The 22,879-nt window shown below is 34.8% G+C and carries 23 protein-coding genes; 5 read left to right on the top strand and 18 right to left on the bottom strand.

Annotated features, from left to right (window positions below):
• Positions 1 to 24 precede the first annotated feature (24 nt).
• The 7 genes from DYE31_RS08620 to zapA form a co-directional block, all read right to left on the bottom strand.
• Complete coding sequence (locus DYE31_RS08620; protein WP_015900017.1) at positions 25 to 639, bottom strand: succinate dehydrogenase cytochrome b558 subunit; 615 nt, start codon at positions 637 to 639, stop codon at positions 25 to 27.
• 479 nt (positions 640 to 1,118) lie between these two features.
• Complete coding sequence (gene uvrC, locus DYE31_RS08625; RefSeq protein WP_015900016.1) at positions 1,119 to 2,906, bottom strand: excinuclease ABC subunit UvrC; 1,788 nt, start codon at positions 2,904 to 2,906, stop codon at positions 1,119 to 1,121.
• A 240-nt stretch (positions 2,907 to 3,146) separates the two neighbouring features.
• Entirely contained in the window at positions 3,147 to 3,461 is a 315-nt protein-coding gene (trxA, locus tag DYE31_RS08630; protein WP_015900015.1) for a thioredoxin, read from the bottom strand.
• A gap of 133 nt (positions 3,462 to 3,594) precedes the next feature.
• Positions 3,595 to 5,943 (bottom strand): endonuclease MutS2, encoded by a 2,349-nt coding sequence (locus DYE31_RS08635; RefSeq protein ID WP_015900014.1) that lies wholly within the window; start codon positions 5,941 to 5,943, stop codon positions 3,595 to 3,597.
• A 9-nt stretch (positions 5,944 to 5,952) separates the two neighbouring features.
• Positions 5,953 to 7,665 carry a DNA polymerase/3'-5' exonuclease PolX gene (gene polX, locus DYE31_RS08640; RefSeq protein WP_041613102.1) on the bottom strand — a complete coding sequence of 571 codons (1,713 nt, stop codon included), beginning with the start codon at positions 7,663 to 7,665 and terminating at the stop codon, positions 5,953 to 5,955.
• 118 nt (positions 7,666 to 7,783) lie between these two features.
• Positions 7,784 to 8,305: a CvpA family protein gene (locus DYE31_RS08645; protein WP_015900012.1), complete on the bottom strand. Its 522-nt coding sequence runs from the start codon at positions 8,303 to 8,305 to the stop codon at positions 7,784 to 7,786.
• A 9-nt stretch (positions 8,306 to 8,314) separates the two neighbouring features.
• The gene (gene zapA, locus DYE31_RS08650; RefSeq protein WP_015900011.1) at positions 8,315 to 8,581 is read right to left on the bottom strand and encodes a cell division protein ZapA; all 267 of its coding nucleotides are present in this window, start codon (positions 8,579 to 8,581) and stop codon (positions 8,315 to 8,317) included.
• A 304-nt stretch (positions 8,582 to 8,885) separates the two neighbouring features.
• Between zapA and rnhC the strand changes: the two genes are divergently transcribed.
• Entirely contained in the window at positions 8,886 to 9,830 is a 945-nt protein-coding gene (gene rnhC, locus DYE31_RS08655; RefSeq protein WP_015900010.1) for a ribonuclease HIII, read from the top strand.
• Positions 9,831 to 9,901: 71 nt separating this feature from the next.
• Here the strand turns inward: rnhC and pheT are convergent, their stop codons facing one another.
• The 5 genes from pheT to DYE31_RS08685 all read right to left on the bottom strand — a co-directional run bounded on the left by pheT (position 9,902) and on the right by DYE31_RS08685 (position 15,423).
• The gene (pheT, locus tag DYE31_RS08660; RefSeq protein ID WP_115314382.1) at positions 9,902 to 12,307 is read right to left on the bottom strand and encodes a phenylalanine--tRNA ligase subunit beta; all 2,406 of its coding nucleotides are present in this window, start codon (positions 12,305 to 12,307) and stop codon (positions 9,902 to 9,904) included.
• The gene (gene pheS / locus DYE31_RS08665; RefSeq protein WP_015900008.1) at positions 12,307 to 13,365 is read right to left on the bottom strand and encodes a phenylalanine--tRNA ligase subunit alpha; all 1,059 of its coding nucleotides are present in this window, start codon (positions 13,363 to 13,365) and stop codon (positions 12,307 to 12,309) included. Before pheS ends, pheT begins: the two co-directional genes overlap by 1 nt.
• A gap of 324 nt (positions 13,366 to 13,689) precedes the next feature.
• On the bottom strand, positions 13,690 to 14,436 hold the full coding sequence (locus tag DYE31_RS08670; RefSeq protein ID WP_015900007.1) for a TrmH family RNA methyltransferase: 747 nt from the start codon (positions 14,434 to 14,436) through the stop codon (positions 13,690 to 13,692).
• 176 nt (positions 14,437 to 14,612) lie between these two features.
• Complete coding sequence (gene rpmF / locus DYE31_RS08675) at positions 14,613 to 14,786, bottom strand: 50S ribosomal protein L32 (protein ID WP_046100555.1); 174 nt, start codon at positions 14,784 to 14,786, stop codon at positions 14,613 to 14,615.
• Between the two features lie 88 nt (positions 14,787 to 14,874).
• Entirely contained in the window at positions 14,875 to 15,423 is a 549-nt protein-coding gene (locus DYE31_RS08685; RefSeq protein WP_115314383.1) for a YceD family protein, read from the bottom strand.
• A gap of 127 nt (positions 15,424 to 15,550) precedes the next feature.
• On the opposite strand from DYE31_RS08685, the gene DYE31_RS08690 reads away from it, so the two are divergent.
• Complete coding sequence (locus DYE31_RS08690; RefSeq protein ID WP_015900004.1) at positions 15,551 to 16,699, top strand: nucleotidyltransferase; 1,149 nt, start codon at positions 15,551 to 15,553, stop codon at positions 16,697 to 16,699.
• 19 nt (positions 16,700 to 16,718) lie between these two features.
• On the top strand, positions 16,719 to 17,666 hold the full coding sequence (locus DYE31_RS08695) for an ornithine cyclodeaminase family protein (protein ID WP_041613101.1): 948 nt from the start codon (positions 16,719 to 16,721) through the stop codon (positions 17,664 to 17,666).
• Positions 17,667 to 17,813: 147 nt separating this feature from the next.
• On the opposite strand, the gene coaD is transcribed toward DYE31_RS08695, so the two are convergent.
• Together coaD and rsmD are read right to left on the bottom strand one after the other, a co-directional pair.
• Complete coding sequence (gene coaD / locus DYE31_RS08700) at positions 17,814 to 18,299, bottom strand: pantetheine-phosphate adenylyltransferase (RefSeq protein WP_015900002.1); 486 nt, start codon at positions 18,297 to 18,299, stop codon at positions 17,814 to 17,816.
• Entirely contained in the window at positions 18,292 to 18,843 is a 552-nt protein-coding gene (gene rsmD / locus DYE31_RS08705; protein ID WP_015900001.1) for a 16S rRNA (guanine(966)-N(2))-methyltransferase RsmD, read from the bottom strand. Before rsmD ends, coaD begins: the two co-directional genes overlap by 8 nt.
• A gap of 61 nt (positions 18,844 to 18,904) precedes the next feature.
• On the opposite strand from rsmD, the gene DYE31_RS08710 reads away from it, so the two are divergent.
• Positions 18,905 to 19,294 carry a DUF7147 family protein gene (locus tag DYE31_RS08710; protein WP_053464835.1) on the top strand — a complete coding sequence of 130 codons (390 nt, stop codon included), beginning with the start codon at positions 18,905 to 18,907 and terminating at the stop codon, positions 19,292 to 19,294.
• A 52-nt stretch (positions 19,295 to 19,346) separates the two neighbouring features.
• Here DYE31_RS08710 and DYE31_RS08715 read toward each other — a convergent pair whose 3' ends face one another.
• Positions 19,347 to 19,601: a DUF2129 domain-containing protein gene (locus DYE31_RS08715; RefSeq protein WP_015899999.1), complete on the bottom strand. Its 255-nt coding sequence runs from the start codon at positions 19,599 to 19,601 to the stop codon at positions 19,347 to 19,349.
• A 134-nt stretch (positions 19,602 to 19,735) separates the two neighbouring features.
• On the opposite strand from DYE31_RS08715, the gene DYE31_RS08720 reads away from it, so the two are divergent.
• Complete coding sequence (locus DYE31_RS08720; RefSeq protein ID WP_015899998.1) at positions 19,736 to 20,662, top strand: glycerophosphodiester phosphodiesterase; 927 nt, start codon at positions 19,736 to 19,738, stop codon at positions 20,660 to 20,662.
• 109 nt (positions 20,663 to 20,771) lie between these two features.
• Here DYE31_RS08720 and DYE31_RS08725 read toward each other — a convergent pair whose 3' ends face one another.
• The 3 genes from DYE31_RS08725 to DYE31_RS08735 form a co-directional block, all read right to left on the bottom strand.
• Positions 20,772 to 21,212, bottom strand: coding sequence for a YlbF/YmcA family competence regulator (locus DYE31_RS08725; RefSeq protein WP_015899997.1), 441 nt, complete (start codon positions 21,210 to 21,212; stop codon positions 20,772 to 20,774).
• A 20-nt stretch (positions 21,213 to 21,232) separates the two neighbouring features.
• Positions 21,233 to 22,273 (bottom strand): CAP domain-containing protein, encoded by a 1,041-nt coding sequence (locus tag DYE31_RS08730; protein WP_015899996.1) that lies wholly within the window; start codon positions 22,271 to 22,273, stop codon positions 21,233 to 21,235.
• 134 nt (positions 22,274 to 22,407) lie between these two features.
• The gene (locus DYE31_RS08735) at positions 22,408 to 22,869 is read right to left on the bottom strand and encodes a DUF420 domain-containing protein (RefSeq protein ID WP_015899995.1); all 462 of its coding nucleotides are present in this window, start codon (positions 22,867 to 22,869) and stop codon (positions 22,408 to 22,410) included.
• Positions 22,870 to 22,879: the final 10 nt, after the last annotated feature.

The following is a 22,879-nucleotide window of genomic DNA, read 5'->3' on the forward strand; positions in this document are numbered from 1 at the left end:
TATTTACGCTGATTCTATGTTCTGTTAAACAAATGCTAAGATTGCACTCACGCCGATATATGCTACTACGATGAATACAACTAATGAAACCCATGTGAAAACGCGTTGTGATTTTGGTGATTGTAAGAATCCCCAAGTTACGCCAAATGACCATAAACCATTAGCGAAGTGGAAAATAACTGCAACAGTCAAGATTATATAGAAAACCAACCACAAAGGATTGCTTAATAAATCATGCATCATGCTGAAGCCAAGTGTTTTATGACCCATCCACATTTCAATTTTAGTTTGATAGAAGTGGATAGCGATAAAGATAAATGCTAAAACACCTGTGATACGTTGTAACAAGAACATCCAGTTTCTGAACCATGAATAATGTCCAACATTCTCTTTCGCAGTGAAAGCAATATGAACACCGTATAATGCATGGTATAAAATTGGTAAGTAAATAAGTAAAATCTCAAGTGCTAGCAAGAATGGTAGTGATTCCATATTCTGAGATGCTTTATTGAATGCGCTAGCTCCTTTTGTTGCCTGATGGTTAACCGTCAAATGCACAAGTAAAAATGCTCCGATCGGAATAACCCCTAGTAACGAGTGAATACGTCGCAAGTAGAATTGATTCTTAGTATAACCCAAAAGGAAGTCCCCCCTGTGAAACAAATAGTATTTATTGGTTTTATTTAAAGGAAATGATCTGGAAAAGCTCTAAATTGTCCCACAATTTACCCTAATCAAAATTTTTAAAGCAACTAAATAAAAGTTGTGCTGTGCGTAAGCAACCCACAAGCTCAGAACATCATACGTTTTTATGTATTTGACCCCACTCTAAGCTGTCTTTCTGAACTCTGCTCAATCACAATTTCTTAACCTGCAAAACTTTGATATAAAGGTAATTGAGAACTGTTTTCATTTAGAAAGCGTTTACAAACAGTCCTAAAAAAATATAAAACCTCGTTAACGATATTGTAACATTTTTTGTGGGTTTTTGGGCATGAGAATTATTCTCATTGCACTTTTTTCTAATTTGCATTTAATTCAAATAATATTACACTTTTTTTAACAAAAAACGCGTGAACTGCTCCGATGTGCATCCCGCACTTGCAGTTTCACGCATATTAATCTTCTTTATTCAATTCTTTTTGTAAACTTTCTGCAACTTTTTCAGGTAAGCCTGCCTCTTTAAGATCTTCTAGTGTTGCTTCTCTCATTTTCTTAATTGAACCAAATGTGCGTAATAATGTTGTTTTACGTTTCGGACCAATTCCTTCAATTTCATCTAATGCTGAAGTAAAGCTATGTTTTTGTCTTGTTTTACGGTGAAATGTAATTGCGAAGCGATGGACTTCATCTTGAATTCGTTGCAATAAATAGAAAGCTTGGCTGTTCTTTTTCAAAGGCACTACTTCTGCAGCTGGTCCATATAACAGCTCAGATGTTCTGTGTTTATCATTTTTTCTTAAACCGGCTACAGGAATATCTAACCCTAATTCATTTTCTAATACATCGATTGCCACCGACATTTGACCTTTACCACCATCGACGATAATCAAGTCCGGTAACGGGAGACCATCATTCAACACACGCGTATATCGTCTGCGTATGACTTCTTGCATCGATTTATAATCATCTGGTCCTTCGACTGTTTTAATTTTATATTTACGATAGCCTTTTTTATCCGGTTTACCATCTACAAAAGTAACCATGGCCGATACAGCATCGACACCTTGAATATTTGAGTTATCAAATGCTTCAATTCGAATCGGTGTTTGAATGCCCATTTGTTCACCTAATTCTTCAATGGCTTTTACAGTTCTTGATTCATCTCGCGCAATCAATTCAAATTTATTTTGAAGTGATACTTCAGCATTATGATTAGCCATATTCACTAAATCTTTCTTTTGACCGCGAACAGGTTGTAAAATCTTCGTATCTACAACAGATTCAATCATTTTTTTATCTAAATTTTTAGGTACATGGACTTCTTTAGGTAATAAATGCTGATTTAATCGATAAAACTGTCCAATGAATGTATAAAATTCTTCTTCAGGTGTTTGCTGTAATGGAATCATAGTCGTATCACGTTGAATCATATTCCCATTACGAACAAAGAAAACTTGGATACACATCCATCCTTTTGAAATATAATAACCAAATACATCACGCGCTGTATTATCTGCAGACATAATGTTCTGCTTTTTAGTTAAATTATGGATATTTTGTATTAAATCACGATATTCTTTTGCTTGTTCAAATTCTAAATTTTCACTTGCTGCTTGCATACGTGATTCTAAATTTTTAATAATAGTCTTGTCCTCACCATTCAAAAAGTCGCTTACTTCTTGAGTCATATCATCATATTCTTTTTGGTCTACATCGTAAACACATGGACCTAAACATTGACCAATATGATAATACAAACATAATTTATTCGGCATCTTATCACATTTACGAAATGGATAAATCCGATCTAACAGTTTTTTTGTTTCAACAGCTGCATACGCATTTGGATATGGTCCAAAATATTTGCCAGATCCTTTTTTGACAGTTCGTGTTACTAATAATCTAGGATATTTTTCTTTTGTAATTTTGATAAACGGGTAACTTTTATCATCTTTAAGCAGAATATTATAACGTGGCTGATATTGCTTGATGAGATTCAATTCTAATAACAAAGATTCAGTTTCGCTATCTGTAACAATAAACTCAAAGTTGCGTATTTCTCCAACCAAACGTGTCGTCTTCGCATCATGTGCACCCGTAAAGTATGAACGCAGACGATTGCGTAGGCGTTTTGCTTTACCTACATAAATCACTTGATTATTACGATCTTTCATTAAATAGCAACCTGGTTCAAAAGGAACCACTGACAACTTTTCTTTAATTTTCTCTTTGTAAGCCTCCATTATTTTCCTCCTTTCTTTCAGATTAATAGTTCTGCAGATTTAATGATTGATTCGACTGTCATTATAGCATCTATATATCTGGGTTACCTAGTTGCGTGCTTGCAGTCGGCATTTACAACGCACAAAAAAACTGGACCACCTCAAAAGTGAATCCAGCCTTCTTGACTAACCTATTATATCCGACGATATTCTTGAAAGTTTCAACTTTAAACGCCGAAACAAGACATTATTCAATGCAACTTATAGGTGTTTGTTTAAAACTTCTGCTAAGTTTTCTTTTGGTTGGAAACCAACAACTTTATCTACTGGTTTGCCATCTTTGAATACGATTAGAGTTGGAATACTCATAACTTCGAATTTAGCAGCAGTGTTAGGGTTTTCGTCAACATCTAATTTTAAGATGTCTGCTTTACCTTCAAAGTCTTGCGCTAATTCTTCTAGTACTGGAGCGATCATTTTACATGGTCCGCACCAAGTTGCCCAGAAATCTACTAATTTAACACCGTCTTGAACTTTTTCATCAAAGTTTGAGTCAGTTACTTTAACTAATGCCATAAATATCGTTCCTCCTTAGGAATTTAATGATGAACAAAGTATATCAGATACATTTTGAAAATGCACTGGCTTTGCTCATGAATATTAGTATAATACTTGTGTTTTTTTCCGTTATATTCTTATTATTTAAAAGTTATTTCAATTCAGCAACTGTTACACCAAATCCGCCTTCACTTGGCATACCTGTTCGGAAAGAAGCAACATTTTTATGTTTTTTCAAATGCTGCTGTACAGCTTTCTGTAATGCACCTGTTCCCTTTCCGTGAATAATATAAACGTTTTCGTAGTTGCTGAGCATAGCTTGGTCAAGATATTGATCGAGTGCAGTGATGGCTTCTTCGTATCTATATCCTCTCAAATCTAATTCCATTTTCACTGCAGAACGATTTGTTCGAGAAACTGTTTTTGCTGGTTTTTCTTGTGCTTTCTTTTTCTTTTCTAAATCAGCAATCGGCAATTTCATTTTTATAATGCCCATTTGTACGACCGCTTCATCGTCATCCAATATTTCTAGTACTTCACCTTTTTGACCATATGTTAAGACTTTAACTTCATCGCCTGCTTGGATTTCATCCCATTTTTGCTTTTTAACATTCTGCTTAATATCTGTACCTTCATATTGTTCATCCAAATGCTTACGTTTTTCAATCAATTCATGTTCTTTAACTTCAGCATTTTTTTCATCGCGCATGTGACGCAAGTCTTTAATAATATCGTCTGCTTCTTTTGTAGCAGCTTTCACACGTTGATTGGCTTTGACTTTAGCATCATCCATGAGTTGTTTCTCATAATTTTGATATTGTTCATATTTTTTATTCAAATCACCATGGACTTGTTTCGCTTCTCTTAATAGTCGATCTAATTCAATACGTTGGTCTTCTACTTTTTTAGCATTTGTCTCTAAGGAAGCAATCATATTATTAATTTCTTGTTCATCTTGGCCGATTAAAGATTTTGCTTCACGGATGATGTTGCCGCTGAGCCCTAATTTGCTGGAAATTTCAAATGCATTAGAACGACCCGGAACACCCATCAACAATTTGTAGGTTGGACTGAGTATATTAACATCGAATTCGACACTCGCATTCATAACACCTTCGCGGTTATAACTATAGGCTTTTAATTCTGGATAATGCGTTGTAGCCATAACTAAAGAACCTAGTTTTTGCACATGGTCTAAAATACTCATCGCAAGGGCTGCACCTTCACTAGGATCAGTGCCTGCACCTAACTCATCAAATAAAATTAAACTATTATGGTCTGCGTGTTTTAAAATTTCTACAATATTTTTCATATGTGATGAGAAAGTTGATAAAGATTGTTCAATAGATTGTTCATCACCTATATCACAATAAACATTATCAAAGACACTTAACTTGCTGCCGTCAAGTGCAGGAATAAGTAATCCAGATTGTGCCATTACTATAATAAGACCCAATGTTTTTAATGTAACTGTTTTACCACCTGTGTTCGGTCCTGTGATAATGACAGTTTGAATATCTTCTGCAAATTCAATGGTATTAGCTACCACAGTGGCACGATCTAATAATGGATGGAACGCCTTAGGTAAATAGACATTGCGTTCTTCGGTGAATTCAGGTTTTGTACCTTTAATGGATTGTCCATAACGTGCTTTTGCTGTTAAAAAGTCAATTTGCCCCATTACAGATTCTGCAATTAAACATGCATCCGCTTCCGCTGCCACTTCACCAGAAAGCACACTTAAAATACGCTCAACTTCTACCTTCTCATCATTACGCAAACGGCTAATTTTATTATTCATTTCTACTACAGCAGAAGGTTCAATATAGAGTGTTTGGCCTGAAGAAGATTGGTCATGTACAATACCATTAAAATCTTGACGATATTCTGCTTTAACCGGGATTACATGTCGGTCATTTCTTACTGTAATAATCGCATCTGATAATTTTTTCTGATTAGATTGGCTTTTAACGATTCTGTCTAAATTTTGTTTAATACGTTGTGATGTACTGTGAATACGGCTTCTGATACTTTGCAATTCATGACTTGCATCATCAAATAAATCATAAGCATCACATTTTTGATGAATTTCTTGATATAAATCAGTTAAAATCGGCAACTGTGCCATTCTCTCATCTAAAATAGGATAGTTAATAGCTTCCTCTTCTTCTAGTAATTGACTATAAAAAGTTTTATATTGATTTTGAACTTGAATTAAACGCTTAATTTGGTTTAATTCTCTTACATTCAAAATACTGCCGATTTTAGCACGATGAATTAACGGTTTAACTTCTGTTAAACCGCTCAAGCTTGGTAATCGATGCTTATTATAAATTTGGGAAAGTTCATCTGTCTCATTCATTTGAAAAACGACAGTTTCATAATCAGATGCAGGAGTCATCGCAGCAGCTTTAACTCTGCCTAAATCGCTGACTGCTTCATTTTCAACTTGTGCTTTGATTTTATCAAAATCAAGCACATCTAATGTTTTCTGTCTCATGTCATTCCCCTATTTCTGTAATTTTTTATTATTTTCAATAAACGATTTAAAGTCTTTTCGACTCATTGTATTTAAAACACGTTCTTTATTAATAAATGCTTTTTGTGCCGTTGCGACACCATATTTCATCAATTCTAAGTTTTCAATATGATGTGCATCTGTATTAATGGTTACCATAATATCGTGCACAGGTCTTAACACTTCAGCACTTAAGTCAAGACGTTGCGGGTTAGCATTAATTTCTAAGATTGTACCCGTTTCACGCGCCAAATCAAATAATTGCTGTAAATTAACTTTATATCCATCTCGACGTCCGATAATACGTCTAGTTGGATGCGCAATATGACGGACATACGGATTACGGCATGCCGATGCTAAGCGATGCATAATTTCTTCTTCAGTTTGACCGAAACTTTGATGAATAGAAGCAATAACGTAATCCAATTGTGCTAATACTTCATCTGGATAGTCCATCGTACCATCCGGCAAGATGTCCATTTCAGTTCCAGAATAAATATCAATTTCGTCATATGCTTCATTCAATTTCTTAATCTCTTCATTTTGACGCAATAAACGTTCAATTTCTAAACCATGCGCAACTCTTAAACTACGTGAATGGTCTGTTATGACCATATACTCATACCCTTTTGCGATATTCGCTTCTATCATTTCTTGTAAACTGAAAGCACCATCGCTCATTGTCGTATGCATGTGCACATCGCCTTTGATATCATCTAATGTCACAATATCAGATAAATCACGATCAAATTCAGAACCATCAACACGCATCGGCGGTGCAATCCATGGTCTGCCGAAGTGTTCATATATTGCAGCTTCACTATCAAATTGCAATAATGTACCATCTGCTTGTTCAATACCGTATTCACTTACTTTTTCATCACGTTCTTTTGCTAACTGGCGAATACGGATATTATGATCTTTTGAGCCTGTAAAATGCTGTAAAGTATGATAGTACGCTGCTGGTTCAATAATTCTGAAGTCAATTTCAATCACTTCATCATCAAACTCGACTTCTACAGATACTTTTGTTAAACCCACAGCAACATCTTTTACTTTATGCGGTATCTCTAATAAAGCTTTTTGCACATTTTCCGGTTGCGTTGAACTGATGATATAATCTAAATCTTTACTCATTTCTTTAACACGACGGAAACTTCCTGCCACATGAAATTTATCAATACCTTCAATGGTCGTTAAATATTCTTCAATTTCATTATTCAATTTAATAAGTAGGTTAATTGGAAAATGTGTTTTTCTTTCACTTAAGGCTTTTACCCCTGCTAGAATATTTTCTTCTGTTTTTTTGCCGAAACCGCTCAATGCACTGACTTCATTGTTTTCACATGCTTTTTGCAATGTTTCTTTATTTGTAATACCTAATTCTTTATATAATTTCGCAATTTTTTTGCTGCCTAATCCTTGGATTTTCAATAACGGTACCAAACCTTCAGGCACTTCTTTTTCTAACGCTTCTAATGTTTCTGATTGGCCTGTTGACAGATACTCATTAATCACTTCACCAACACCTTTGCCAATACCTTTTAATTCGGTAACGTCATCAATTTCATCCAAAGTTCGCTCATCCGTTTCTAAACTTTGTGCTGCTTTGCGGTATGCAGAAACTTTAAATGCATTTTCTCCTTTAAGTTCCATATAAGTTGCGATCTTTTCCAGTAAACGAACAACATCTTTTTTCGTTATCTTTTGACTCATTTTTTTCCCCTCCAATAAAAAGAGAGACATAAAGCAGTTCGGCTATCAAAGTTTTTGATGTACGAAAAGCGGCGCCTCTTCATCGTTTCTTCTTTTAAAAATGAAATTATAGTGCCATCACAAAAGATGATAAATACGGGGTATGAAACAAAATTAATTGTGCAATGATAGAATGTGAGAATTGGCTTTGTATCCATTCGCTCGGATATAAACTGCACATATATAATACAGGTAATAAGACAATAATTGAACTTAAAAAGCTTAAAACTACACCCGCACCTCTGCTTAGTAATGTGAGGCGATTGATATACGTCATTTTATCAAACACGGTTAAAATAAGATATAAAATAAACTTGCTGAGAATAAAGATTGAAATAAATGCCACAATAGCTTCAAATCGCAAATGTGTATCGGAATAATCGATATAGTACTTCGTTAAAGCGGCTTGCGTTTTTGGAAATGGCAGAAATAATTCTAATCTTTCAGCAATTGGTTGATAAAATTGTGCAGCGATCATAAATGATGCAATGGTAGTGGCAAAATGCAATACGCTCAGCCATATTCCCCTGCGAAATCCCATTGCTGCAATGATTATAAACACACAAAATATAAGAAAATTCAATATCATAGGCAGAACCTAATGGTCTTGATTTTTTAAACGATTCAATTCATGAGTTAAACGACGATTTTCTTCTTCTAAAATCACTTTTTCATGCATGATATTTACAGCAGTCAGCACTGCTTTGCGTGTCGTATCTAACCCAGCGCTTTTACGTCCCAATTCTTGTATCTTTTCGTCCACTAAATGTGCGACATAACGAATATGTTCAGGATTATCTTCACCGACTATTGTATAATTTTTATTATTAATCGTTACATTGATTCTATTTTTAAATTCACCCATATGATAACTCCTATCTCGCGTAAATTATGAATATTTACTCATGACAATAAGCCCAATCTTCTTATTGCCAATCCATTTATCATTTTTCAGCAGATGATTTCTTAACTTAAAATTTGACTTCTTATACAAGAAATGTTTCTGCTCTTCATCACGAACCATTATACACGAGTCATATTTAATATGTAAGTAGTGACTGCCTTTTTACAACATAACTTAAAGTAAATGTAAAATAAGTCAATTTGTTTTAGAGTTTCAATATAGTAAAATAGATTTAAATTATTTTTTAAAAGCAAGGAGTTTAGTCATGGCAAATGCCGTATATAAATTAACAGAATCAGAGATTCAACAATTAATGAATAAAACTAATTTTTCAACAGATAATTTGCCTCTTGGTATGCGTGCACGAACAAAATACCAAGGTACAACTATCAATATTTACAATTCTGGCAAAGTGATGTTTCAAGGCAATCAAGCTGAAAAAATAGCTCAACAACTACTTGGTAAAAAAGAAGCTGCAGTTTCTGGAAAATCATCTTCAAAGAAAAATACAAAATCATCCAATCAAACTTACCCTTTCAACAAAGCCGACTGTATCGGCAGTGATGAGGCTGGAAGTGGCGATTATTTCGGTCCTTTAACAGTCTGTGCTGCATATGTTTCAAAGAAAAACGCAGAAATTTTAAAAACACTCGGTGTAGATGATTCTAAAAAATTAACGGATGCTAAAATTGTAGAAATTGCTGAACAAATTATTACCTTTATTCCCCATTCATTGCTGACAATGAAAAATGATAAATATAACGAACAACAACGTAAAGGCTGGTCACAAGTCAAAATGAAAGCTGTTTTGCATAACCAAGCCATTCAAAATGTAGTTGATAAGATTTCAAAAAGCCATGAACCTTTAGATTATATTGTGATTGATCAGTTTGCTGTGCGCGGTGTTTATCAAAATTATGCATTATCTCAAATGCCTTATCCTGATAAAACGCATTTCGAAACTAAAGGTGAATCTAAGTCTATCGCAATTGCTGCCGCAAGTATTATTTCACGTTATGCTTTTGTAAAGCATATGGACCAAATCGGTAGTGAATTACATACAACTGTACCAAAAGGTGCTAGTAATAAAGTTGATTTATTTGCTGCAAAAGTCATTGAGAAATATGGTGTTTCAAAATTAGATTCTATATCAAAAGCTCACTTTAAAAACCGTGACAAAGCATTAGCTTTATATAATAAAAAACACTAATTCATAGAAAAAGCCGCTTCCCCTGTTGATGATTCCAACATTCAACTTTGGGAAACGGCTTTATATTTTTATTATCTGATTACAGCGCCTTGTGCTGTTAATGCTTCAACAATTTCGTCATGAACAGCAGTTACACGTTCATCAGTCAATGTATTTTCTCTATCTAAGTAAGCAATACGAATGGCAACTGATTTTTTACCTGCTTCCATATGTTCACCTTCATAGACATCAAATACTTGTGCATCTTGTAAAATATCATGACCATGTGCTTTGATTGTATGAATCAATTCAGCAGCAGTCATGTCTTTATCTACTTCTAAAGCAATATCTCTTGTTACACCCGGATATTTAGGAATTGCTTCATAATTAATATAACCTACAGAAACATTCATGATTTTATCGTAGTTCAATTCAAATACATACGTACGTTGTCTCAAATCATTTTGTTCAGCAAGTTGCGGATGCAATTCTCCGATGAAACCAATGACATCTCCATTTAATAACACATTAGCTGTACGTCCTGGATGCAATCCATCCATCTTAGCTGCTTCATATTCAAATGTGATATCTAATTTTTCTGCAATAGCATCGATGATACCTTTCGCAAGATAGAAATCAACATTTTCTTTTTTACCTTGCCAAGCATTACCGCTATATTCGCCAGTCATAATACCACTTAAATATTCCACTTCATCTGGTAATTCTCCTTCACCGTTAGCAAAGAAGACACGGCCGATTTCATATAGGAATACATTGTCATTTTTACGTGCAACATTATAAGCTGCTGCATCAATTAAGTGTGGTAATAAACTTTGACGCAATACTGCGTGTGCTTCACTCATCGGCATTAATAGTTCGATATTCGGACGGTCGCTGACTGAGAATTCTTTTGCACGGTCTTTAGAAATCAATGAATACGTAATCGCTTCACTTAAGCCTGCGCCTTCAATCGTGTTTTTCACGATACGTGTTTTTGATTGACGGTCTGTTAAATGTCCGCTTGTCACGTCTTCAAAAACTGGTAAAGTTGAAGGTATTTCATCATATCCATAGATACGTGCAACTTCTTCAATTAAATCTTCTTTAATTTTAATGTCCTTACGACGTGAAGGAACTTGTACTGTTAAATTGCCATCATTATTTTCAGTGTTAAAGCCAAGTTGTTCAAATGATTTCACGATATCTTCAACAGACATTTCTGAACCGATTGTGCCATTGATTTTATCTACAGTAATTTGAATTGGTGTAATAAATTCACCTAAATCACCTGCTGCCACGCGATTTTCTAGTACTTCACCACTTGCATAATGTTCTAATAAATAGCAAGCACGGTCTACTGCTTGATCCACAAATTCTGTAGCAATACCTTTTTCAAAACGACTTGATGCTTCGCTGCGCAAGTTTAATCTGCGTGATGTATGGCGAATGCTTACTGGATCGAAGATCGCACCTTCAACAACGACATTTTGTGTTTGATCTGTAACTTCAGAAAAATCTCCGCCCATTACACCGCCAAGCGCGATAGGTTCTTTACCATTTGAAATAACAATATCAGAAGCTTTTAATTCTCGTTCTGTATCATCAAGTGTTGTCATTTTTTCGCCTGCTTCAGCTTGGCGAACAACAATTTCTTTTGATCCGATATGATCTTGGTCAAACATATGAAGTGGTTGACCGTATTCTAATAATACATAGTTTGATATATCTACAACATTATTAATTGGACGGATGCCTGCTTTCATTAAACGTGCTTGCATCCATACAGGTGATGGTGCAATTTTCACATTCTTAACAACACGTGCACTATAATAAGGTACTTTTTCTGGATTATCTACTTTAACAGATAGTTCTTCTCCAGCTGAAGTACTGATTGTATCTGGTTGAGTTTCAGGTAATGTTAAAGGTGCACCATATAATGCTGAAGTTTCATAAGCTGTACCTACCATGCTCAATGCGTCTGCACGGTTTGGTGTTAAATCAAACTCCATTACTTGGTCGTTTAAATATAATGCCTCTAATGCATTTGTACCCGGTTTCACTTCTGTTGGGAAATTATAAATTCCTTCTTCAAATGCTTTAGGTACTACATTGCTTGAAAGTCCAATTTCTTGTAATGAACAAATCATACCTTCAGAACGTTCACCACGTAATTTCGCACGTTTGATTTTAATGCCGCCTGGCAAACGACCACCGACAGTAGCAACGATAACATATTGTCCAGCATCTACATTCGGTGCACCGCATACAATTTGTACAGGTTCTTCTTCACCGATGTCTACTTTACAAATATTTAATTTATCTGCATTTGGATGTTGCGTTTTACTCTCAATATAACCGACAACTAATTTTTTAATCTCTGCACTATAATCAATAATATCGTCAACTTCAATTCCCGTACGTGTAATTCGTTCTGCTAAATCGTTAACGGGTTCATTGACTGCAACTAATGATTCTAACCATTCTTTTGATATTAACATTATGCTTCACCTCTATCTTCAACAGCTTTGAATTGGTCTAGGAATCGAACGTCATTTGTATAGAAATAACGAATATCTTCTATACCGTATTTCAACATTGCGATACGATCAGGTCCCATACCGAATGCAAATCCAGTATATTTAGAAGAGTCAAAACCTGCCATTTCAAGTACATTCGGATGAACCATACCTGCACCTAAAATTTCTATCCAACCTGTTTGCTTACATACGTTGCAACCTTTGCCTCCACATTTGAAACAAGATACATCAACTTCAACTGATGGTTCTGTAAATGGGAAGTAACTAGGGCGTAAACGTATTTCACGCTCTTCACCGAAGAGTTTTTTAGCGACTAATTCTAAAGTCCCTTTTAAATCACTCATTTTAATATTTTCTGCTACAACAAGTCCTTCAATTTGTGTAAATTGATGACTATGTGTCGCATCATCAGAATCACGACGATACACTTTACCAGGACAAATAATTTTAACTGGACCTTGTCCATTGCGTTTTTCTAAAGTTCTTGCTTGTACTGGAGAAGTATGAGTACGTAATAATGTTTCTTCTGTGATATAGAACGTATCTTGCATATCACGTGCCGGGTGTGATTTCGGCAAGTTTAAAGCTTCAAAGTTATAGTAATCTTGTTCTACTTCATATCCATTCACGATTTCAAAACCTAAACCTAAGAATAAATCTTCAATTTCTTGAATTGTACGTGTTAAAGGATGTGTCGCACCTAATTTGATAGAACGACTTGGAAGTGTAACATCAATTGTTTCTTCTTCAAGTTGTTTATTCAAACGATCTTGCTCTAATACACTTTTACGGTCAGCAATCGCACTTTCAATTGCTTGTCTTACTTCATTGACAGCTTGACCGAATTTCGGTTTTTCTTCATTTGATAAATCTTTCATTTGTTTCATAAGTCCTGATACAGAACCTTTTTTACCTAAATACTTCACTTTTACATCTTGTAATGCTTTTTCATCTGCTGCTTGCGAAATATCCGCAAGTGCGTCTGCTTTTAACTGATTCATTTCTTCAGTTTGGATCATGTTAGCCCTCCTAATGATATTGCGGTCTCAAGCGGAAATTTTTACAATAAAAAAAGACTTCTCCCCGAATATATGGGACGAAGTCTTCCGTGGTACCACCCAAATTTATGCATACGCATACACTTGTTTATATAATTTATAACGGTCTTTAACCGACTTAAATCTCTTTAAGTTGCCAAAAAGGTGAAAAAAACTATATATCGTTGGAATAACTTACAGTCACGGTCATTCTCCCTGTTCAACGCATTTTTATAGTTTACGTCTTTTTATCAGCATATATGCATTTGTAATCATACTTCATTATAAGTAATCAAAAATTACCGGTCAACCTTTTAATTTATAAATTAAAATACTGCCTGCTATTGCAACATTTAAACTCTCAGCTTCACCATACATTGGGATTGTCAAACGCTGTGTTGTATATTCAAGTAATTCTGGATCAACACCTTGACCTTCATTACCGAGCAACAAACCAAATTTTTCTTGAGATTCTACCTCATTAAAATTAATCGCATTATCCAATGCTGTGCCGTAGACTGGACCATCAAAATCCTGCACAAATTCTTTAATATCTTGTGAAATGATTGGTAAATGAAACACGCTGCCTTGGCTCGCTCTTAGCACTTTATCTTGGAAAGGATCTGCTGAACCAGGTGACATCACGATTAAATCTAATGCTGCCGCATCTGCTGTTCTAATAAGTGTGCCTAAATTACCAGGGTCTTGAATACGATCAAGTAAAAGTACTTGCTTCGCAACTTCTACTTGTTTAGAAACGTCTGGTTTTTCGATAATCGCAAAGATACCTTGCGGTGTCACCGTTCCAGATAATGCTTCTGCTACTTTGAAATTAATTTGATATTGTTCTTCAGCAGCTTCAATCAACTCAATATCAAATCTTTCAGGTTCAACGATAAATAATTGCTTAATAGTTAAACGGCTTTTAACAGCTTCATCAATAAGATGTGTACCTTCTACTAAAACCAACCCAGATTTGTCACGTTCTTTTTTCTTTTTTAATTTATTCGCATGCTTTATCTTCGCATTTTGTGCAGATGTAATTTGCTCCATAGCTACGTTCCCTCATTTACTACTTTTTCTTTATTTTATCATGATTCTTGAAACCGCGAAAAGAAAGACTGACGAAGCCATTCTTAATACACCCGTCTATTATATAGATGAATCATAATTTAAGTATTAAAAAAAAGACCTATTGCGCATTTAAGCAATTGGTCTTTAAAAATTAATTATTTTGAAACGACTTCTTCGCCATTGTAAGAACCACAGTTTTTACATACACGGTGAGATAATTTGTATTCACCGCAGTTAGGGCATTCAGTCATACCAGGCACTGCTAATTTGATGTGCGTACGACGTTTATTTTTTCTAGTTTTAGATGTTCTTCTTTTTGGAACTGCCATGATTTAATCCTCCTTAAAATTCAAACACAAAATCTTTGTTACTGTTTGGAAAATAATGATTACAATACTCTCTATTGTACATCAAATTCTATTGCTTTTCATCATAAAATTGTTGTAATTTTTGAAGCCTTGGATCGACTTTCTTAGAACCTTCATCTGCTTGTTCATTTTGTTCTAATTGGTCTTCGTCAATAACTTCCCAACCTTGACCTTCTTGCAGCATATCATCGATACTGCTATCGTCAGCCACTGCTCGGATAGGCTTTTCTATGATGACAAGCTCTTCTGCAATATCACGTAAATCAATCATTCCGCTTAACGCGAGATGATAATTTTCATTTTCATCATCTTCATCGTCACTGTATTCATGACCTTCTAAATCAAAAATTTCAGTTGTTTCAACGTCAATCGGTACTTTGACCGGTTCTAGTGCACGAGCATCTTCCATCGTATATTCACCAGTGATATGCATGTCTGCAACAACTTCATTTGATTTGACATCAAGCTGACCCTTAACTCGGATATCGGACAAATCAATGAGTCCTAATTTATCAATTAAATGATTAAAATTTACAGTTTGATCAAATTCAAAAGGCTTACCTTGATATTTTCTTAATTGCGTTATTGACCATTTCATATGGCTTCACCTCTAACAAGCACAAAATTTATTTTAACTTTCTAGCGTAAAGTTGTCAAGATTTTTTCTTAACATCTTGACTTTTTGATACAATAATTATAATGAATTCTGAAAGGATAGATTGCAAATGAAATGCGCTGCATTAATTACTGAATACAATCCCTTCCATAACGGACATGTTTATCATGCACAACAAGCCCGTCAAATCGCAGATGCAGATGTGACGATAGCAATTATGAGCGGCCAATTTGTTATGCGCGGTGAACCTGCAGTTTACAACAAATTTATACGCACGCAAATGGCACTTTCAACTTGTGACTTAGTTGTCGAACTACCAGCTTATGCAGCATTATCAGCTGGCGAATATTTTGCAGAATTCGGTGTTAAAGTTGCTGATTACATGAATGCTGATGCACTTGTATTCGGAAGCGAATCAGGCAGTATACAAGCATTCGAAGAACTTGCCTTACAAATCAACCATATCGAAGAACATCCAGAATTTCAAATAAAGTTGCGAGAAGGCAAAAGTTATCCAAGAATTATCAGTGAGCTATTAGGAGAACCTCCCCTCCTGCAAACACCAAATAATATTTTAGGTCTGTCTTATGTACAAGCTATTTTAAAATCAGCACCCACTATTCAACCTTTTTCTATACAAAGACATAAAACAGAACATCATAATCAAGCAATCAGCGATAACCATTTCGCAAGTGGTACAGCAATCAGACACGCACTCAATACAGAAGATAAAATGTGGGAACAAGTTGTACCGAATTCCATTCACGAACTCTATGCAAAACCGCACATGAATACGAATCAACTTTTTCCTTATTTAAAATATAAAATATTGAGTACTTCATCAGATGATTTGCGTGCTATTCATACAATTAGTGAAGGTTTTGAACACCGCTTAAAATCAAGCATCAGTACATCTGATAACTTTGAGCAGTTAATGAATCAACTCAAAACCAAGCGTTATACTTATACCCGAATTCAAAGAATGCTAATGAATGTTTTATTAAATTTCAAACAACAAGATAAGCCGACAACCCTTAATGCCGTTCGCATTTTGGGGATGAACGAAACAGGTCAGCGTTACTTGAAACAATTAAAACAAGATTTCCCAGAACGTCGTTTTATAACAAATGTAAACAAAACAACCGCTCCATACTTCAAACCCGAAATTAAAGCCACTGAAATTTACAACTTAATTTCTGGTCAAACACAAACGGATTTCAATACACCCGTTATTAGGGTAAAGAATAAGGAAAAGTGATAAGGAGGATTAACACATGATGCAAGTATTTTCAGAAGCACTTGTTGAAGAAAATTATAAAATGTCAGATGCGATACGAGATATCGAAAAAGCATTTTCTCATTTAGAAGATATCCAGCAAGCACCGCGGACAGTAATACCTACAGGCGAAGGTGCCAAAGCTATGCTTTATATGCCTTGTGTTGATTTAAAACAACAACTTGGTACAGTCAAAATCACATCAATCACACCTGACAATCCAAAATCAGGCAAACCGACAACTCAAGCTCAAATTGTCATCTCCAATCTCAAAAATGGCGAGCATGAAGCGATTATAGACGGCAGTTATCTTACTAGATTGCGTACAGGCGCTTTAAGTGGTATCGCTTCTAAATATATGAGTAAACCAGATGCCAGAATTCTAGGTATGATCGGCACGGGCGGTATGGCTTATGAACAATTTTTAGGCAACTTGGAAGTTCGTCCTATAGATAAAGTTATACTTTATAACCGGACAACAAAAAAAGCTGAATCTTTTAAGCAACGTATTTTAAAAGCGTATCCGAATTTGGAAGTAACAGTGACAGATGATGTCGTAGAGCTAGTTAAAAAATCCGATATCATTAACTGTCAAACGCCTTCTAATGAACCTGTATTTAATGCAGAAGATATTCAACCTGGGACACATATCAATGGGATCGGTTCTTATCAACCTTCTATGAAAGAAATAGATTATAAAATCTTCCCTAAAGCAGATTGGGTAGTAGTCGATGACTTAGAAGGTGTTAAGGAAGAATCTGGTGAATTAATTAAGGCAAATGAAAATGGAACTTTTACATTTGAAGAAATTGATGACGAATTAAAAACACTGTCTATTAATAATCAAAAACGCGAAAACGAAGATGCGATTACTGTATTTAAATGTGTAGGTGCTGCTTATTTTGATTTAGCAGTTGCTGTTGGAGCGTATCAGAAATTGAATGACTAGACTAGATTTCAAAAGGCATAAAAATGTTTAGAAAATAATCATATCAGAAATTGAAAAGGGCCTTATTTAAATACTAAGATCCTTTTTCTCACAATAAAAAACTCGTTTCAAAGCCACCCACAATGATTGCTTTGAAACGAGTTTTATTTACTTACCGAATTTTTCTTTTAATGCCTTTTCCACAGGTTCAGGTACAAACTCTGAAATATCAGCTTTGTATTGTGCAACCTCTTTAACCACACTTGAACTGATAAATGAATAATTCGTGCTTGTCATCATATATAATGTCTCAACATCACTATTTAATTTCTTATTCATTGATGTCAAACGCAACTCATATTCAAAATCACTAACTGCACGTAAGCCTCTAATAATCGTTTTTGCACCCACTTCGTCACAAAAATCAACTAATAATCCATTAAATTGATGGACTTCAACATTTGGAATATCTGCGACCGATGCTTCGATTAAAGCCATACGTTCTTCAACAGTAAATGTCCCTTCCTTATTACTGTTTTTCAACACACAAATATGAATTTCATCAAAACGCTGTGCGACTCTCTCGATAATATCCATATGTCCGTATGTAATCGGATCAAAACTCCCTGGTATTACTGCTTTAGATTCAGTCATCACGTTCTCCTTTTTCTAATAGCATAGTATCTGTTAACCCATAATGATAACGCTTAATAACCTCAAATGATTGTGTATCAATATTTTCTTTATGGTTAAACTCACAAACGATGATACCACTTTTTTTCAATAAGTTAAACTCCTCAATTTTGGCTAATGCATCATCTATCAACCCTTTTTGATAAGGAGGATCTAAAAAGATAATATCAAATTGAATTTCACGTTTAGCTAATGCCTTTAAAGCGCGATCCGCATTATTTTTGTATACTTCAGATTGCTTCGTTAAATCTAAATTTTTCAAATTATTTTTTATGATTTTAACTGCTTTAAAATTCTGATCCACAAAAATCATTTCATCCATACCGCGAGAAAGAGCTTCAATTCCTAACCCACCGCTTCCCGCAAACAAATCCAAGCCAATACCCGATACCTCATGCAAACTATTAAAAATACCTTCTTTGACTTTATCCATTGTCGGACGTGTGTTTCTGCCTTCTAGGCTCTCTAAAGCTTTACTCTTATGCTTACCAGCAATGACTCTCATCTTATACTTCACTTCCTAACTCATTCTATAATATAATTTGGATAACAAGGAGGTTTCACAATTGAAACAATCATTTATCGTTTTAGGTGAAGGACTCACCGACTTATTCGAATTCAAAACACTAATCGAATATGACCACAAAAGAATCAATCGTATTGTATTCTTTAACAGTCCTGATTCAAAAAAAGGGCTCAGCTCTGCAGCTATTATTATGAACCCGACAGAAGGCAATTATTTCCAAGCTATGTACATCATGGTGAATGCCTTCAAAAATCCACATCCAGAAGACAACAAAAAATCTGAAATGATTCGCACTTGGGCAAATCAATACGATTTAACACTCAATGAATTAGACGTTAAATCTACAGATGATTTCCATGATTTAGAACTGTATTTCAATTACTTAATTGGTGTCTTGCGACTTTATCGTTGGATTCCACCTTTACAATAAGGTTTGAACAATAGTAAGAAAGGCTATAATCCAGGATATAACACAACTAATATTAATTGATTTCGTATTTTTCTTTTTCATACGTTTTCTTTAAATATTTATAAGGTGAGCCATCAATTTGGCGCACATATTTTAATTTCATGAGTCGGTTTACAATACGATCAGCATCATTTTCATTAATATACATGATGACATATTTACGTTGACGATTACTGTAAATAATATGACCATATTTGCGTATATGACGTTCATGTTTCATATGTTTAAGATAGATTATCAAACTTGTTCTTGGTATGATTTCTGTCATTATCATCACTCCATTACTTTAATCTATAGTATCACGAGTTGACTAAATTGGAAATAACCAACAAGCCGATGTCAAACGTGTTGAAACCATTTTACTTATGCTATTAAATCCAAACTCAATAGGAGGCTTTATATATGGTAAAAATAAGTAGATTACTTAGAAACAGTGCAGCGGGAGCTGCCGGTATTATCAGCGGTCTTATCTTATATTCTAAATTCAAAGGTCAACCAGAATCACACCCTATTCCCCCATTCTTCACGCGCAAAAAACAGTACATTTTTGCACATCGCGGTGGAATGGCGTTACGTCCTGAATTAACTAAACTAGCTTTTGATACAGCGCAAGACTATGAAGTCGATGGTTTTGAAACTGACGTGCGTGTTACGCGCGATGAACAATTGATAGTCTTTCACGATGCTGAAGTTGATCGTACAACTAACGGTTCAGGTAAAGTCAGCGAACATCGTTTAGATGAAATCCAACGCTTAGATGCCGGTTATCATTTTAAAGATATTAATAACGATACACCTTACCGCAACAACCCAGATGCAAAAGTGATGACATTTGACGAATTATTGGAAACTTATCCTGAAATGTTAATTAACGTCGACTTAAAAGACCATCCTGATTCTATGGAAGGACAAATTGCACCAGAATTAATTTATGAATCAATCGTAAGTCATAACGCTCAAAATCGTGTGCTCGTAACAAGCTTTTATCAAGAACAAATCCGTTGTTTCAATGAAATCAGTTTAGGTACCGTTGCAATAGGTGCCAGCGAAGAAGAAGTTACAGTAGGTCTTACTAAATTCTTCACTGGTCTTGGCAATATGTTTGAAGTACAAGCCAATACTTTCCAAATGCCTACAACTTATCACAATATACCATTGACATCACAACGCTTAATTAGTTGGTTGAATTCACGCAACATCGTACCTGGTTATTATGGTGTAAACAGTATAGATTTAATGAGCGATCTCTTTAATAAAGGTGTTCATACAGTAGTGACAGACCGTCCTGATTTGGCATTCCAATATCGTCAAAATCAAGTTCAAAAATAATAGTTTATCCAGCAAGTCTCATTCTGAGGCTTGCTTTTTATTTCTTTTAAGCCATTAAAAAAACATCCAAATCAAAAGATATTATCTTTCAACTTGGATGGTGTTATTGTTATGCATGAATTTTACATTGGCAAGTACCGCCAGTGCTACAGCCGTGCATGTCTGTTCTGAAGAATGGATTGCCTACTTCAACTTTCACATGGTCTGAAATCGAAGTTGCTATAATCGTAAGAACTTCATCTACTAGATTCTGCAATTCCACTTCCATTTGCTTATATGCCATTACTGTCGGTACCATTTCATAATCACGTTTAGACTTGCGTGTTGCTCTAGTCACTTGCTGATAATCTGGATGATATTTTCCAAAACGCATAACTTCATCATATTTGACTTTATTTTTCATAAACTCATTATAACGTGCAGCAGCTTCAGGATCATCATTCATTACTGAACCCGCTTTTGTATATGACTGGTAAATATCTGAGTTCAAAATCATATCACTTACTTTATCTACTTGGTCCAATACATCAATTACTTCAGTATTTATCATTCAAGTCACCCTTCTATCTCTTATTTTTCAATAAATATCAATGTATAATAGCCATCCATTACATCTCCGCCCATTTCGTTATATTGGGTATTCAATAAACGAGAACGGTGGGTATCAGAGTTCAACCAACTGTGTAATAATGTCGGCACATCATTAAAATCATAACCAACGTTTTGACCCATAGATTTAAAATCGATTCCTCTTTCATCAAGTTGTTGTTTCAAAGCACCTTCTGTAAATCCAACACTTTTATTGTTCGTGCTTTCATACAAGTTTACAGAAGCAATATGACCTAAATCATTATTAACTTTAAATGGTTTAAGTCCTTTTAAGTTTCTAATTTGATTTGTAACTTCATACAATGTCATCAATTGATTTACATTTTGCTCGTACGGTTCTTCTTTGTGATCATTTTCAACCGTTTTCCCATTTGATACTTTCGTCATTTGGTATGGATTGAATAATACAAGTGCTTCAGCATCTAAGAATCGGACTCCAACCACCTTATTATTTTGCTGGTCTATGTAGACTTGTGCGTACTCATCTCCATATTTAATAAGCATCTGTGTTTTCATATCTTCATCAGATAATTCTAAATCATATTCTTTGCCGTTTGCCTTTAAACGAGGCTCAGGGTTAATACTTGTATTTTCAAAAATATGCGATGCATTTTCATTTATTTTAACTGGTGAGATCTCAGCTTTGCTGCCTGTTGCATAAACAGATTTAATTTTATTATGTTTAGCCGTTACAATATAATATTGATTATTCTCTCTGAATACATAATTTTTAAAATTATCATGGTATTCATAAACACGGTCAGCTTGTCCGAATTTCTTCGTTAACATACTAATATCATTATTAATCCAAGTACCTATACCTGCTTTCGGCTTAGGGTTTTCTGTTTGATTGTTGTTCTTCTGAGTCTGCTCTATTTTCGTCGGCGCTTTCTTATTTGGATTTTCCAAAACATCAAATTTCAGCCGAGGCGAATAAAATAAATAAATAAGAAAAGTTATGAGTAATAGCACACCGATAACTTTAATAAGTAAATTCCTCATTCTCCGCCCACCTCAATATTAAGTATTATTATTGTACATGTTTATATAAACAACCCGCAAGGAATGTCTTTTATTATTAAAAATAAAAGAAAAACCGACTAACAACATTTTGTCATCAGTCGATTACCGCGCTATTAAAAACCAAATGTAGCTTTAAATAATGAAGTTGTTTCTCCACCTGGGTACATAACATATAATAAAATATATACGATGATACCTGTGAAAGCAGTACAGAACCATACAATCGCTGCAATAGGTCCCATTTTTCTATGGATGTTGAATTTGTCTTTAAAAGCTGTAATGATTTGAGTTAAACCAAGCAAACCGCCAACTGTAGATAATATAATATGGAAAACTAGGAAGAAAGTGTACGGTCCTTTCAACCAGTCGGGTCCGCCGAAAGCAGTGTTGCCGATAAAGAAAGTTCGGCTTGCATAAATAATAAAGAATGTCAGTGCAAAGAATGCAGCAGTTAACATTACTTTTTTATGCGCTTCGATTTTACCTTTTCTAATCAAATACCAGCCGATTGCTACCAAAACGGCACAGATTTGGATACAACTTGTGCTGATAGTCGGTAATATAGGTAGGCTCATTAATCTCATC

Source organism: Staphylococcus carnosus, from assembly GCF_900458435.1.
GTDB lineage: Bacteria > Bacillota > Bacilli > Staphylococcales > Staphylococcaceae > Staphylococcus > Staphylococcus carnosus.

Excerpts from the sequence above, each read along its gene's own strand:
- uvrC (WP_015900016.1), bottom strand. The coding sequence starts at position 2,906 with ATGGAGGCTTACAAAGAGAAAATTAAAGAAAAGTTGTCAGTGGTTCCT.
- trxA (WP_015900015.1), bottom strand. The coding sequence starts at position 3,461 with ATGGCATTAGTTAAAGTAACTGACTCAAACTTTGATGAAAAAGTTCAA.
- DYE31_RS08635 (WP_015900014.1), bottom strand. The coding sequence starts at position 5,943 with ATGAGACAGAAAACATTAGATGTGCTTGATTTTGATAAAATCAAAGCA.
- DYE31_RS08645 (WP_015900012.1), bottom strand. The coding sequence starts at position 8,305 with ATGATATTGAATTTTCTTATATTTTGTGTGTTTATAATCATTGCAGCA.
- zapA (WP_015900011.1), bottom strand. The coding sequence starts at position 8,581 with ATGGGTGAATTTAAAAATAGAATCAATGTAACGATTAATAATAAAAAT.
- rnhC (WP_015900010.1), top strand. The coding sequence starts at position 8,886 with ATGGCAAATGCCGTATATAAATTAACAGAATCAGAGATTCAACAATTA.
- pheT (WP_115314382.1), bottom strand. The coding sequence starts at position 12,307 with ATGTTAATATCAAAAGAATGGTTAGAATCATTAGTTGCAGTCAATGAA.
- pheS (WP_015900008.1), bottom strand. The coding sequence starts at position 13,365 with ATGATCCAAACTGAAGAAATGAATCAGTTAAAAGCAGACGCACTTGCG.
- DYE31_RS08670 (WP_015900007.1), bottom strand. The coding sequence starts at position 14,436 with ATGGAGCAAATTACATCTGCACAAAATGCGAAGATAAAGCATGCGAAT.
- rpmF (WP_046100555.1), bottom strand. The coding sequence starts at position 14,786 with ATGGCAGTTCCAAAAAGAAGAACATCTAAAACTAGAAAAAATAAACGT.
- DYE31_RS08685 (WP_115314383.1), bottom strand. The coding sequence starts at position 15,423 with ATGAAATGGTCAATAACGCAATTAAGAAAATATCAAGGTAAGCCTTTT.
- DYE31_RS08690 (WP_015900004.1), top strand. The coding sequence starts at position 15,551 with ATGAAATGCGCTGCATTAATTACTGAATACAATCCCTTCCATAACGGA.
- DYE31_RS08695 (WP_041613101.1), top strand. The coding sequence starts at position 16,719 with ATGCAAGTATTTTCAGAAGCACTTGTTGAAGAAAATTATAAAATGTCA.
- coaD (WP_015900002.1), bottom strand. The coding sequence starts at position 18,299 with ATGACTGAATCTAAAGCAGTAATACCAGGGAGTTTTGATCCGATTACA.
- rsmD (WP_015900001.1), bottom strand. The coding sequence starts at position 18,843 with ATGAGAGTCATTGCTGGTAAGCATAAGAGTAAAGCTTTAGAGAGCCTA.
- DYE31_RS08715 (WP_015899999.1), bottom strand. The coding sequence starts at position 19,601 with ATGACAGAAATCATACCAAGAACAAGTTTGATAATCTATCTTAAACAT.
- DYE31_RS08720 (WP_015899998.1), top strand. The coding sequence starts at position 19,736 with ATGGTAAAAATAAGTAGATTACTTAGAAACAGTGCAGCGGGAGCTGCC.
- DYE31_RS08725 (WP_015899997.1), bottom strand. The coding sequence starts at position 21,212 with ATGATAAATACTGAAGTAATTGATGTATTGGACCAAGTAGATAAAGTA.
- DYE31_RS08730 (WP_015899996.1), bottom strand. The coding sequence starts at position 22,273 with ATGAGGAATTTACTTATTAAAGTTATCGGTGTGCTATTACTCATAACT.
- DYE31_RS08735 (WP_015899995.1), bottom strand. The coding sequence starts at position 22,869 with ATGAGCCTACCTATATTACCGACTATCAGCACAAGTTGTATCCAAATC.